The organism is Azospirillum brasilense, from assembly GCF_022023855.1.
Classification (GTDB): domain Bacteria; phylum Pseudomonadota; class Alphaproteobacteria; order Azospirillales; family Azospirillaceae; genus Azospirillum; species Azospirillum brasilense_F.
In genome coordinates this window covers 396,587-408,512 of record NZ_CP059449.1, presented here as the reverse complement: position 1 = coordinate 408,512, position 11,926 = coordinate 396,587, and the positions used below count along the sequence as shown (strand labels likewise).

12 protein-coding genes and 1 riboswitch are annotated in these 11,926 nt (G+C 67.3%); of the genes, 9 read left to right on the top strand and 3 right to left on the bottom strand.

Annotation, left to right across the window (positions count from 1 at the left end; genetic code table 11):
* The first annotated feature begins 86 nt into the window (after positions 1-86).
* The 3 genes from H1Q64_RS01910 to H1Q64_RS01900 are packed head-to-tail and all read left to right on the top strand — an operon-like array spanning position 87 to position 3,544.
* Entirely contained in the window at positions 87-1,592 is a 1,506-nt protein-coding gene (locus tag H1Q64_RS01910; RefSeq protein ID WP_237904162.1) for a CHASE2 domain-containing protein, read from the top strand.
* 12 nt (positions 1,593-1,604) lie between these two features.
* Entirely contained in the window at positions 1,605-1,970 is a 366-nt protein-coding gene (locus tag H1Q64_RS01905; RefSeq protein WP_237904161.1) for a hypothetical protein, read from the top strand.
* Positions 1,961-3,544, top strand: coding sequence for a M48 family metalloprotease (locus H1Q64_RS01900; protein ID WP_237904160.1), 1,584 nt, complete (start codon positions 1,961-1,963; stop codon positions 3,542-3,544). The genes H1Q64_RS01905 and H1Q64_RS01900 overlap by 10 nt, the downstream gene beginning before the upstream one ends.
* Before the next feature lie 19 nt (positions 3,545-3,563).
* On the opposite strand, the gene H1Q64_RS01895 is transcribed toward H1Q64_RS01900, so the two are convergent.
* Positions 3,564-4,004 carry a nucleoside deaminase gene (locus H1Q64_RS01895; RefSeq protein ID WP_237904898.1) on the bottom strand — a complete coding sequence of 147 codons (441 nt, stop codon included), beginning with the start codon at positions 4,002-4,004 and terminating at the stop codon, positions 3,564-3,566.
* 113 nt (positions 4,005-4,117) lie between these two features.
* On the opposite strand from H1Q64_RS01895, the gene H1Q64_RS01890 reads away from it, so the two are divergent.
* From H1Q64_RS01890 to rsmD, 3 genes are read left to right on the top strand one after another with little or no spacing between them, the layout of a single operon-like run.
* Positions 4,118-4,327, top strand: a complete 210-nt coding sequence (locus H1Q64_RS01890; protein WP_014239544.1) for a dodecin — start codon at positions 4,118-4,120, stop codon at positions 4,325-4,327.
* Between the two features lie 60 nt (positions 4,328-4,387).
* Positions 4,388-5,599 carry a pseudouridine synthase gene (locus H1Q64_RS33955; protein WP_330874503.1) on the top strand — a complete coding sequence of 404 codons (1,212 nt, stop codon included), beginning with the start codon at positions 4,388-4,390 and terminating at the stop codon, positions 5,597-5,599.
* Positions 5,580-6,158 carry a 16S rRNA (guanine(966)-N(2))-methyltransferase RsmD gene (rsmD, locus tag H1Q64_RS01880; protein ID WP_237904159.1) on the top strand — a complete coding sequence of 193 codons (579 nt, stop codon included), beginning with the start codon at positions 5,580-5,582 and terminating at the stop codon, positions 6,156-6,158. The genes H1Q64_RS33955 and rsmD overlap by 20 nt, the downstream gene beginning before the upstream one ends.
* On the opposite strand, the gene H1Q64_RS01875 is transcribed toward rsmD, so the two are convergent.
* A complete protein-coding gene (locus H1Q64_RS01875; RefSeq protein ID WP_237904158.1) occupies positions 6,149-7,354 on the bottom strand; it encodes a calcium-binding protein in 1,206 nt (401 codons plus the stop codon). The genes rsmD and H1Q64_RS01875 overlap by 10 nt on opposite strands.
* A 214-nt stretch (positions 7,355-7,568) precedes the next feature.
* Here H1Q64_RS01875 and H1Q64_RS01870 point away from each other — a divergent pair, with 214 nt between their 5' ends.
* The 3 genes from H1Q64_RS01870 (at position 7,569) to H1Q64_RS01860 (ending at position 11,272) form a co-directional block, all read left to right on the top strand.
* Complete coding sequence (locus H1Q64_RS01870) at positions 7,569-9,257, top strand: alpha-amylase family protein (RefSeq protein WP_237904157.1); 1,689 nt, start codon at positions 7,569-7,571, stop codon at positions 9,255-9,257.
* A 63-nt stretch (positions 9,258-9,320) separates the two neighbouring features.
* Positions 9,321-9,473, top strand: a riboswitch (FMN riboswitch).
* 238 nt (positions 9,474-9,711) lie between these two features.
* Complete coding sequence (gene ribB, locus H1Q64_RS01865) at positions 9,712-10,311, top strand: 3,4-dihydroxy-2-butanone-4-phosphate synthase (protein WP_419468827.1); 600 nt, start codon at positions 9,712-9,714, stop codon at positions 10,309-10,311.
* 199 nt (positions 10,312-10,510) lie between these two features.
* Positions 10,511-11,272 (top strand): substrate-binding periplasmic protein, encoded by a 762-nt coding sequence (locus H1Q64_RS01860; protein WP_237904155.1) that lies wholly within the window; start codon positions 10,511-10,513, stop codon positions 11,270-11,272.
* Between the two features lie 142 nt (positions 11,273-11,414).
* On the opposite strand, the gene H1Q64_RS01855 is transcribed toward H1Q64_RS01860, so the two are convergent.
* Positions 11,415-11,822 (bottom strand): hypothetical protein, encoded by a 408-nt coding sequence (locus H1Q64_RS01855; protein WP_237904154.1) that lies wholly within the window; start codon positions 11,820-11,822, stop codon positions 11,415-11,417.
* Between the last annotated feature and the right edge of the window lie 104 nt (positions 11,823-11,926).

Below are 11,926 nucleotides of genomic sequence, written 5' to 3'. Positions count from 1 at the left end.
CTCGATAAAATTGCAAAGACTCCAGCTTTGCTTCCCTTGCGGATGAGGCTGGCCGGCCATTTTGTTGAGGACTCAGAGTCGCTGTCATGCCGGCTCCTGATGCGAAGAATCGTTTGCCGGCCGTGGCCGATATTTGGCAACGCCTCGTCGCTCGCCTGCCCACGCACTGCGCCGGGTGGCGACGGCTGGGCGATCGATTGCTCAAGCTCTCGCTCGTACCGCTTCTGGTCGTTCTGGCGGCCGTCCTCAACCCGTTGGATATCAACGGTTCCAGCGGTCGGACATCGCTGGATGCCTATCGGCGGCTTGCCGCCAGCTTCTATCCCGACAAGGGTCAGAAAAAAATCGCCGTCGTCCAGATCGACGACCAAACGCTTGCCGCCAGCGGCGAGTCTTATCCGCCGTCGTTCGATTTCTACGCGCGCCTGATCGAAGAGATCAAGAAAGCCGGCGCCGAAAGCATCCTTCTGGATCTGATGATCATCGACAGGAACAGGGTTGGAGATCCGGATGGCCTGGGCCGTCTTGTCAAGGAGATGGATGATTTTCCCGTCTTCATGACGGTGGCGCGAAGCAGCCAGCAGGATGAGTCGGGATGCGCCACGGCCGGACGGCAGAACCTCCAGGAACTGCGCGATGCGGTGAGGCTGGAGGTCCATCCTCTTATCCGCGACGGCGCGTCCCATGTCGACTTGTTTGCTGAAAATTACTGCGGTTCGCCGCGACTGTCGGCGGCGCTGGCGGCCTACATTGAGCATTGCGGGCAAGACGCCGCGTGCAAAGGCGGCAAGAACGACCCCATGGCCAACCAGGACGCCTTCAGGAACATAGCCCTGACCATCGAATGGGGGCGCGTCCGGCCGGCCGGGGCGGAGGCCATGCACCCCGACCATCGGCAGCTTGCGGCGGGCTGTCCCGACGGGTCTGTTGCGGATGTGCTCGGCAATGTGATCCGAACCCTGACGCCGTTCGAGAGCGGTGCGCTGTCCACCGCGCCGGCGGGGTGCGCCTACCATCCGGTGATCCGGGCGGAGTGGCTGACGGCGCCGGAATCGGCGAAGGACGTCAACCTTGAGGCCGTGTCGGCCATACTGGCCGGCCGGATCGTCGTGGTGGGGGCCATGTTCTCCGGAGTCCAGGATGTCGGCCCCTCCCCGGTGTACGGCATCGTTCCGGGGATGTTTCTGCACGCCATGGCGATCGACAACCTGATCGTTCGCGGCGCCGGATTCATGAAGGAGTGGAGCAAGCTCGGGCTTGGCGATCTTGACCTGTCGGTGCTGGTGGAACTGATCGCCATGGCGGCCTTCGCTTTCGCGGCCCGTAGGATCGGCAATCTGATCGCCCCTCGGACGTTGCTGTCCGCCGTGCTGTGGACCCTGCTGCTCATGGGGGCCGGTTCGCTTCTCGGCCTCGTTCTCTCGGCCTGCCTTGTGTGGTTGCACGACTTGGAGCCGGCCAACTGGATTGGCGTTGCCGTCGCGGGCGCTGCGATCGCCGGCCCGGCCCGCATTGTGCTTGCCAAGCGATTCCAAGAGCTTCGCCTGCTGGAAGCGCAGGAAAAATCCCAAAATGGCAAAACCCCGAATTGAAGGAGGAATGGCGTGATCAGGATCTCCGCTGTGGCCTTGCTTGCTCTGTGCTCATTCGCGGCGTCAGCGATGGCGCAAGATAAGGTGAAGATTGAAAAGATCATGTCCGGACCGGGGGGCAAGGTCGCCGTCTTCGATGAAAAGGGCGGCAAGAGGGGGGAGTTGCCCAAGGAAGCCTTCCCATCGGTTCCCTTCGATGCGGCCGATTACAACCGCAACACCCGCTACGTGAAGGTGAACGCGGGCGGACAGGAGGTGTGGCTCAGCCCGTTCCAGGTGCAGGTGTCGGCCAAGGCCCAGGTGCTCACCGAATGCCAGACGGCCCAGCGGGTCAGTGGAACGACCTATTCGTCGCGAGGCGCCTCCGAATGCAAGTGAACACCGCCTTGCGCCGCCCGCTCGTTCCCGTTCTGCTCGGCCTGACCTTGCTCGCCGGTGGATGCAAGTCGCTCGACACGCTGACCACGGAACTCAGCGGCAAGCGAACCTATGAATCCGTTCCCGCGCGGTTCGTCGAGGTCGCGGAGCAGCGGCGTCTTCCGGACGCCGGGGGCGGCTCCATGGCGGCTCTCGCCGCATCGCTGCAGAAGCCGTCGGGAGCGTCGGCGCGGTCGCTCGACGGCCGTGACCCGCTTCCGCCGGGCACGCGTGAGCTGGCGGGAGCGGAACCGCTGCAGCGTTACGCGAACCAGGTCCTGGCACGTCTCCTCAAGGCGTGGCCCCACGCCAAGCCGTCCGTCACCATCGTCGTGACCAACAACCCCGCCTATGTGGCGGAGGCCGTTCCGGCGAACACCATCCTGATCTCGCAGGGGGTGTTCGTGAACTCCGAGAATGAGGACGAACTCGCCTTCATCCTGGCTCACGAGGTGTCACACCTTCTGCTCAATCACATGGACGCCGACCGCGAGCACGCTGCTCAGAAAACGGTCGAGGACACGGGGATGGGGGCGCTGCTGTCCGCGGCTCCCCGCTCCAATCCGGAGATGGCCAGGAACGCGACGCTGATCTACACATCCTATCGCGCCTTCCAGGACATCGTGGCGCACCCGTCCTGGGCTCGCCAGCAGGAAGACGAGGCCGATCTCCTTGGTTTCGATCTTCTGGAGAAGGCCGGTTACAACACCAACGTCTTCCAGGTCGTGATGGAGCGTTTCGCCGACGATGCGCGCAAGCAGAGCGCCAAGGCCGAGGAGGAGCGCAAGAATCTTGAGGACCAGATCAATGCCCTGATGGCGTCGGGGCAGTACAGCGCGGGCATCAACGCCGCCTTCAAGGAGCTGTCGGCCGGCCCGGCCAAGATCCTGGGGGAGATCGGCAAGCAACTGCGGGTGGGTCACAATTCCGCGGAACAGCGGTTTGCGGATCTGAGCGATTATGCGGTCCGCGAGCAACTGTTCGAGAGCGCGGCCCGCGACAAGAACACGGTGGGTTACGAGAAAGCCGTGTTCCAGGGTTCGGCTCTGAAGGCGCTGTCGCGCAGCGTCCTGGTGCAGCGTGCGGACAGCCTGATCGCGAAGGAGCGTCTCACCGAGGCGGAGGCCGCCTTGAAGGAGGTCGCCAAGGGAGGCTTCGAGTCCGATCCCTATCTGCGGATGACCTACTATCGGCTCCATACGAAGCAGAACCGTCCGGATCTCGCGGTGAAGGACCTCGAAATCGCCGTCAAAAGCGCGTCTGCCCCGCTGGAGGCGTTCGACCTGCTGATCGCCGAGCACCGGGCCGCCGGCCGTGCGTCCCAGGCGCTGGCCGCCCTCGACGCCAAGGAACGGCGTTTCGGCGGGGGCGAGCGGGGCTATCCGCTCCGCATCCGGCTGCTGGTCGAGGCCGGACGTATGCCGGAGGCCGGGGCGGTGGTGGAGCGCTGCCGCGCGATGCGGGGCCCGCTGGTCCGCGAGTGCGAGGACGCATGGAGTCAGGCGGCGGTGGCCAGCCTGTCCCGGCCGGAGTGACGAAACGCCGCCCCGGTACTCAACCGGGGCGGCGATCTCTGAAGAACGCCCGCAGCATCGCCCCCGCCCGCGTCTCGTCGATGCCGCCGTAGACGTCCGGGGCGTGGTGGCAGGTCGGCTGGTGGTAGAAACGGGGGCCGTGCTCCACCCCGCCGCCCTTGGGGTCGTAGGCGCCGAAGTAGATCCGGCGCAGCCGGGCGAAGCTGATTGCAGCGGCGCACAGCGCGCAGGGTTCCAGCGTCACATACAGGTCCAGCCCCGGCAGGCGCGGCTCGCCCAGAGCGGCGCAGGCGGCGCGGATCGCCAGCACCTCGGCGTGGGCGGTGGGGTCGTTCAGCTCCTCGGTCCGGTTGCCGGCGCGAGCCAGCACGGCGCCGGTCGCCGGATCGACCACGACCGCACCCACCGGCACCTCCCCGCGGGATGCGGCGGCTTCGGCCTCGTCGAAGGCGATGTCCATGGGGGAGGGGGGGCGGCTCATGCGGGGCACCCTGCCCGGCGCTCCCTGTTTTCGTCAAGCCGCGGAACGCCCTCCGGCGTTGTTAAGCATCGGACGGAACAGGGAGGACATCCATGAGCAACCATGTCTACAAGAAGGTGGAAATCGTCGGCACCGCCGAGACCACCATCGACGACGCCATCCGCAACGGCATCGAGCGGGCGTCCAAGACGCTGAAGAACGTCGACTGGTTCGAGGTGGGCGAGATCCGCGGCCACGTCAGCGGTGGAAAGGTCGCCCACTTCCAGGTGGTGATGAAGGTCGGCTTCCGCCTCGAAGAATAACGCCGGGGACCCCGTGCCGTGGGTTGCGGGCGGGGCTTGCAAGCCCTATGGTCCGTGCCCATGGACACCCCCGATTTCGAACATTCCAAAGCCATGCCCGGCGCCGCCGATGCGGACGCGGGCGAGCCCGATGCCGGCGAGCGCATCGCCAAGCGGCTGGCGCGCGCGGGCCTGTGCTCGCGCCGCGACGCCGAGCGCTGGATCACCGACGGCCGCGTGGCCGTCAACGGCACGACCCTGGATAGCCCGGCCTGCGTCGTGCGGTCCGGCGACGTCGTGCAGGTGGACGGCAAGGTCATCCCCGAGCCGGAGCCGGCGCGGCTGTGGCGCTATTACAAGCCGTCCGGGCTGGTCACCACCGCCCGCGACGAGAAGGGACGCACCACCGTCTTCGAACGGCTGCCGTCGGACATGCCGCGCGTCATCTCGGTCGGTCGGCTCGACCTGACGACCGAAGGGCTGCTGCTGCTGACCAACGACGGCGAGCTGGCCCGCTTCCTGGAACTGCCGGCCACCGGCTGGACCCGCCGCTACCGCGTGCGCGTCTTCGGCGAGGTGAACGAGGTGAAGCTGGCCGAGCTGGCGAAGGGACCGACCATCGAGGGGGTGAAGTACGGTCCCATCGAAGCCGTTCTGGACCGCATCCAGGGCCGCAACGCCTGGCTGACCGTCAGCCTGAAGGAAGGCAAGAACCGCGAGATCCGCAAGGTGATGGAGGCGCTGGACCTCCAGGTGAACCGGCTGATCCGCGTCGCCTACGGCCCCTTCCAGCTCGGCAAGCTGGAGGAGAGCGCCGTCGAGGAGGTGCCGAAGCGCGTCGTGCGCGAGCAGGTGTCCCGATTCTTCACCGGCGCCGATCCGGCGGAGGATGGCAAGGCCAAGGGTGCCGGTAAGTCCTCTGCCGCCAAGACTGCCAAGACTGAGAGTGCCGGCGTCGAAGGCGCCAAGGGCCGTTCCGCCGCTCCGGCGAAGGCATCCAAGCCGCGCGACGCCAAGGCCGGCTGGGCCAAGGCGGAGCCGAAGGCCGCGTCCGACCGGCGGGGCCCGGCCAAGCCGGCCTCGGGCGGCTACGCGTCCGCCAAGCCCGCCTCCGCCAAGCCCGCTTCCAACAAACCGGACGGCAAGCCGGCGGGCAAGCCCGGCACGCTGACGCTGAAGGGCGGAAAGCCCGGCGGCGGGAAGCCGGGGCCGAAGCCGCGCGGCGGCGGTGGCGCGTCTTCCGAGGGCGGTGGCCGGGGGCCGGAGCGGACCCGTGCGGATCGTCGGCGGTAAGCACCGCGGGCGGCGGCTGGCCGCCCCGGGGGGGAGCGACACGCGGCCGACCACCGACCGCACCCGTGAATCCCTGTTCAACATCCTGTCCCACGCCGACTGGGGGCCGGACGGCGCCGACCTGCTGGAGGGCGCCGTCGTCGTGGACGCCTTCTGCGGAACCGGCGCCCTGGGGCTGGAGTCGCTGTCCCGCGGGGCCGCCCACGCCAGCTTCCTCGACCTGGGCCGCGCCGCCTTGGAGGCCGTGCGGGCCAACGTCGCGGCGTTGGGGGAGGGGGCGAACGCCGCGGTCCTGCGCGCCGACGCCACCCGCCCGCCGCCTCCGCCAAGCCGCTCCTGCACGCTGGGCTTCCTCGACCCGCCCTACGGCCAGGATCTGGCGCCGCGGGCGCTGGCCGGGCTGGCGAAGGCCGGCTGGCTGGCCCCCGGTGCCATCCTGGTGGTCGAGGTCGCCGGGCGCGATCCGCTGCCCCTGCCGCCCGGCTTCGCGGAGCTGGACGAGCGCCGTTACGGCGACACCCGTGTCCAGTTCCTGCGTTACGGGCTGCCTCAGCCGTAGGTGAAGAAGGCCGAGGTGAGCTGGTTCGGAGCGATGCCGGCCAGGGTCAACCGGTCGCCGCCGCCGAAGTCGAGCAGGGCGCTGCCGCTGCCGTCCGATCCCAGCCGGTAGGTCATGTTGGAGGCGATCTGGATGCGGTCGTTCTGCGTGCGGCTGAAATCGGCGATGCGGTCCTGACCGCCGCCGCGCGTGAAGACGAACAGGTCCGCCCCCGAGCCGCCCCACAGCGTGTCGTTGCCGGCATCGCCCCACAGCGTGTCGTTCCCCTCGTCCCCCATCAGCAGGTCGGCGCCCGAGCCGCCATGGAGCGCGTCGTTGCCGGCCTGTCCGCGCAGCGTGTCGTTTCCGGCGTCGCCCCACAGAAGGTCGTTGCCGGCACCTCCGAACAGCTGGTCGTTGCCGCTGAGCCCGCTCAGCGTGTCGTTGCCCGCTCCGCCATAGAGGCTGTCGGCCCATGTGTTGCCGGTCAGCGTCAGGTTCTTCGGGATCTCGACGATCTGGAAAGTCTTGCCGGTGAACTGCTCGGCGTAATAGTCGATGGAGTTCATGTAATTGGGACGCAGCGTCGGGGTCAGGTCCGACATGATGGTGCCGGTGGCGGCGAAGTTGCCGTAGGTGGCTCCGCCCGCATACTCGTCGAAGGCGCCGATCATGTGCCCGAACTCATGGGCCGCCAGCTCGTCCTGGTAATCGGGACCCCAGTCGGTCTGGGTGCACCAGTTCAGCATGTCGCAGCGCCCGTAGCTGTTGCTGACGTTCACGTTGTAATGCTGGTTCCCGGCCGACACGAACTGCACGTCGAAGCGGATGGCATAGCTGCTGGTGCCGTCCGACAGGCTGTACTTGTCGCCCCAGATCCCTTCGATCCCCTGCTCCCAGACCTGCTTCAGCGCGCCGGCGTCGTCGCCGGTCAGATGGATGCGGGTTTGCACGGTGAAGGCCGTGCCATCGAAGGCGAGGTCGTACTTCACGTCCCAGCCGAAGCCGCCGTCCGCCCGCGTTTCCGCGTAGTTGATGGTCACCGGGGCGAAGCTGGTGGGAACCGGCGCCGCGGGAGCCGCCGCCAGGGCACCGGCGTTGTTCCCGTAGGCGTAGCTGACGGCCTGCGTCGTGGTGGTCTGGCCGGTGCCGCCCTGATTGGCGATGTTCTGGGCGGTGCCGTTCTGGGCGGCGGTCTGGCGCATGGCACGCTTCATGGCACGATTCCCCTGGTTCTGTGCGTCTTGGGGGACATCATGCGGGCAAGATAGAAGGCTTTCTTGTGACCTTAACTATACATTAACCTTTTTCCTAAGGGCGTAGGACACCCCCTTACGGTTGGCGCGGCGGGGTGGCGGGACCTCGGCCGGTCGGCCCTGTTAGGGCCTAGGACGAGCGGCGGCGGGCGCCGCGTCCAAGGCGGGGCGGGCCATGATCAAGGATCTCTGGTACAAGAACGCGGTCATCTACAACCTGTCGGTCGGCAGCTTCATGGACGCCAACGGCGACGGCGTCGGCGATTTCCAGGGCTTGCAGCGCCGGCTGGACTATCTGCAGGGGCTGGGCGTGACCTGCGTCTGGCTGGGGCCGTTCCAGCCGTCGCCGATGCGGGACCACGGCTATGACGTTTCCGATTACTACAACGTCGATCCGCGCTACGGCACGCTGGGCGACTTCGTGGAGTTCAGCCACGCCTGCAAACAGCGCGGCATCCGCGTCATCATCGATCTCGTGGTCAATCACACCTCGGACCAGCATCCCTGGTTCCAGGCGGCGCGCAAGGACCCGGAGTCCCCCTACCGGGACTGGTACGTGTGGTCGGACAAGAAGCCGGCCGACGCCGACCAGGGCGTCGTCTTTCCCGGCGTGCAGAAGACGACCTGGAGCTGGGACAAGGAGGCCCGCGCCTACTACTTCCACCGCTTCTACGAGTTCCAGCCGGACCTGAACACCACCAACCCGGAGGTGCAGGCCGAACTGCTGAAGGTGATGGGCTTCTGGATCGAGCTGGGCGTGTCGGGCTTCCGCATGGACGCCGTGCCCTTCGTCATCGCGACCAAGGGGCCGGAGGTGAAGAAGCCCAAGCAGCAGTTCGACATGCTCCGCACCTTCCGGGAGTTCGTGCAGTGGCGGTGCGGCGACGCCGTGCTGCTCGCGGAGGCCAACGTGCTGCCGGACATCGACCAGGAGTATTTCGGCGACGACGGCGACCGCATGCACATGGTCTTCAATTTCCAGGTCAACCAGACCCTGTTCTACGCGCTGGCGACGGCGGACACGCGGCCGCTGGCCAAGGCCCTGGACGTCACCCGGGTGCCGCGCCCCAGCACCAACCAGTGGGGCCTGTTCCTGCGCAACCACGACGAGTTGGACCTCGGTCGCCTGACCGAGGCGCAGCGCAAGCGCGTCTTCGACGCGTTCGGGCCGGACAAGGACATGCAACTCTACGACCGCGGCATCCGGCGCCGGCTGGCCCCGATGCTGCGCGGCGACCGGCGCTGGCTGGAGCTGGCCTACAGCCTGCTGTTCACGCTGCCCGGCACGCCTGTGCTGCGCTACGGCGACGAGATCGGCATGGGCGACGACCTGTCCCTGCCGGAGCGCGAGTGCGCCCGCACCCCCATGCAGTGGTCGGACGAGCCGCAAGGCGGCTTCACCAAGGCGGACGACCCCGTCCACCCGGTCATCAGCGGTGGCGCCTACGGCTATGAGCGGATCAACGCCGCCCACCAACGCCGCGAGCCGTCGGCCCTGCTGAACTGGACCGAGCGCATCATCCGCATGCGCAAGGAATGCCCGGAAATCGGCTGGGGCGACTATCAGGTGCTGCCCTCCGGGTCGAACGCGGTGCTGGCGATCCGCTACGACTGGCGCAACAACTCCGTGCTCGTCGTCCACAACCTCGACGACCGTCCCCACGAGGTCGCGTTGGCCGTCGATGGCACGGGGGAATCGCCGCGGCTGGTCAATCTGCTGGCCGAGGACCACAACGACCCCGAGGAGGACGGGCGGCATCGCCTGGTGCTGGAGCCCTACGGCTACCGCTGGTACCGGCTGGGCGGGCTGGACTACCTGCTGCGCCGGACCGAGGGGCCGGTCGGCGGGGCGAAGCGGTCTTGACTTTGCCCGGCCCGCTGGGGGACGCTGGCGGGGCCGTCCCCATCCAGGGGCGGCGCAACAGACGCTTGTTCTCAGGGCAGGGTGAAAATCCCGACCGGCGGTAGCCCCTCGCAAGAGGGGGAGCCCGCGAGCGCTCCCGGCCGTCAGGCCGGGAGGTCAGCAGATCCGGTTCAAGGCCGGAGCCGACGGTGACAGTCCGGATGGAAGAGGACGAGCCGGTCATCGACCGTGGTCCGCCCGCTGCGCATGGCGTGGGGCGCGGCCCGCGTGCGCTGGCCTGCGACGGCGGTCCGCGCGGGGCATCCCGTGCGCCGCCGGATGTCTCTTTGCGCCCTGATTCAGGCTCGCCCCAACCGGAGTGAGAACCATGAATCAGACCTTTGTCGGCAAACCGCTTTCCACCGCGTCCGCCACCGGCTTTCTCGACCGCTTCGGCACCGCCGAGGAGCGGGTGATGCGCGCCGTGGAGGCCATCCGCAAGGGCGGCGGGGTCGTCGTCGTGGATGACGAGGACCGCGAGAACGAAGGCGACGTGATCTACGCCGCCGAAACCATCACCGCCGAACAGATGGCCCTGCTGATCCGCGAAGGGTCGGGGATCGTCTGCCTGATCCTGACCGACGCCGACGCGCGCCGCCTCGACCTGCCACCCATGGTCGGCAGCAACACCGCGCGCTTCGGCACCGCCTTCACCGTCTCCATCGAGGCGCGGGAAGGCGTGTCCACGGGCGTGTCGGCGGCCGACCGGGTGACCACCATCCGCACCGCCATCGCCGACGGCTGCCGGCCGGAGGACCTCGCCCGGCCGGGCCACGTCTTCCCGATCCGCGCGCACGCCGACGGGCTGGTGGCGCGGCGCGGCCATACCGAGGCGACCATCGAGCTGACCACCCTAGCCGGGCGCCGTCCAGCGGGGGTGCTGTGCGAGGTGATGAACCCCGACGGCACCATGGCCCGCCTGCCCGAACTGGTGGCTTTCGCCGAGCGCCACGGCATGCCGGTGGTGAGCATCGAGGATCTGGTCGGGGCGATGCGCTTGCGCGCCGCCGCCTGACCGGCCTCGGTTGAGTGAGTGGGACCGGTTCCCCCGTTTGCGGACGGAGCCGGTCCCCTCCGCACCCGGCAGGAAGCCTTGAGCGCCGTCTCCGATGCGATATCACACCCGCCCGCTCTTTTCCCGTTGAGGACGACCGGATTGCCCTGTACGCGGTGCCCGGCGACAGGCGATGTCCGGATGTGAGCGGAGAGGGTTGATGAGGACGACGGTGCGCGTGTGTTTGGCGACTGTGGCGCGATTGCTCGTCGCCGCCTTGGTTCTGGCCCTGCTTATGGCCGTGGTTCCGGCGCGCGCGGAGAACTGGACGGTTGCCTCCGAGGACTATTTCCCGCCGTACAATTTCACCGAGCGCGGCAAGCGCACGGGAATGGACACGGAGATCGTCGATGCCATGCTGAAGGACATCGGCGTCTACCCGGTTCACCGCCCCATGGCTTGGCCGGAGGTGGTGCGTGCGCACGATGAGAACGAGGTGGACGTCGCCTTCCAGTTCTTCACGTCACCGCGCCGTCTGGAGCGTGGTCATCTGGTCGGACCCTATCGCGTCGGTGCGACCGTGCTCATGGTCCGCAGCAATTCGGAGATCACCTACACGCGGATCGACGACCTGCAGGGGTTGCGGATCGGCGTCGTCGAGGGCTTCGAGTACACCCCCGAGTTCGACAGATCGTCCCTGTTCGAAAAGGTCCGCAGCAGCAGCAACGTCGTGTCCTTCCGGCGCCTGCTTCTCGGCCGCGTCGATGCCATCGCAGGCGATTTGCAGGTGCTCAAGTACCTTGCCGAGAGCGAGGGCCGGGCAAGTGCGGTCAAGATCCTGCCCAAACCTTTGGCCATGGTGCCGCGTTACATATCCGTCCCCAAACTGCGGGCGGAGAAGGCCGAGCGGTTGCAGGCGGCCTACGAGAAGCTCAAGCGGAACGGCACCATCGACGCCATCGTCCGCGCCTGGGAGCGGTAGGACGTGACCGGCGCCGCTCGATACCGGCAATCCCAGTTCGGCAACTGACGACGGCGCGGCTGATGACGGCGCAACCGGCCTCCATGGCGCTCAATGCCTGGAATTCCCGCCGGCTGTTTCCACTCACGGACAGTCTCGTCACTCATTGGCTCCGGACACGACTCAGCAGCGCGGCGAATTCCTGCCGGTCCAGCAGTTCGTCGTGATTGGTGTCCGCCTGTTTGAAAGCCGCATCGACGATGTCAAGAAACTCAAGGGTGTCTATCTTGCCGTCGGCTCCGGCGATGCTCGTGAAGACATCGGCGGGTAGAAATGTTTCGTCGGTGGTCAGAACGAGATCCTTGTTGCGGTCAAGAATATAGAACACCAACATTTGGTTGTTCTTGAATTCCATCATGGAGACACGGCCGTCCTCATCGTCGTCGAGAAGTTCGAAGATCCGGGCGTCGCGTGCATGTTCCATGGACGCCGTCGCCGCGGTTGCCGCAATGTGCGGGGGGACCGCCAGCGCCATTATCAATGTGAATGCCATTCGAACCTTCACGGCCATGGCCGCCCCCCCCTTCAGACCGGGATGCTCTGCTTCGTCCTGGTATGGGACCGCAAGCCGGCGCCGTTTCAGAGGCAGCGTACGGTCGCTTTCAGGAATGCTAC

What these genes read in the sequence shown, in the direction of transcription:
- H1Q64_RS01910 (WP_237904162.1), top strand. Translation starts at nt 87, where the DNA reads ATGCCGGCTCCTGATGCGAAGAATCGTTTGCCGGCCGTGGCCGATATT.
- H1Q64_RS01900 (WP_237904160.1), top strand. Translation starts at nt 1,961, where the DNA reads ATGCAAGTGAACACCGCCTTGCGCCGCCCGCTCGTTCCCGTTCTGCTC.
- H1Q64_RS01895 (WP_237904898.1), bottom strand. Translation starts at nt 4,004, where the DNA reads ATGGACATCGCCTTCGACGAGGCCGAAGCCGCCGCATCCCGCGGGGAG.
- H1Q64_RS01890 (WP_014239544.1), top strand. Translation starts at nt 4,118, where the DNA reads ATGAGCAACCATGTCTACAAGAAGGTGGAAATCGTCGGCACCGCCGAG.
- H1Q64_RS33955 (WP_330874503.1), top strand. Translation starts at nt 4,388, where the DNA reads ATGGACACCCCCGATTTCGAACATTCCAAAGCCATGCCCGGCGCCGCC.
- H1Q64_RS01875 (WP_237904158.1), bottom strand. Translation starts at nt 7,354, where the DNA reads ATGAAGCGTGCCATGCGCCAGACCGCCGCCCAGAACGGCACCGCCCAG.
- H1Q64_RS01870 (WP_237904157.1), top strand. Translation starts at nt 7,569, where the DNA reads ATGATCAAGGATCTCTGGTACAAGAACGCGGTCATCTACAACCTGTCG.
- ribB (WP_419468827.1), top strand. Translation starts at nt 9,712, where the DNA reads ATGCGCGCCGTGGAGGCCATCCGCAAGGGCGGCGGGGTCGTCGTCGTG.
- H1Q64_RS01860 (WP_237904155.1), top strand. Translation starts at nt 10,511, where the DNA reads ATGAGGACGACGGTGCGCGTGTGTTTGGCGACTGTGGCGCGATTGCTC.
- H1Q64_RS01855 (WP_237904154.1), bottom strand. Translation starts at nt 11,822, where the DNA reads ATGGCCGTGAAGGTTCGAATGGCATTCACATTGATAATGGCGCTGGCG.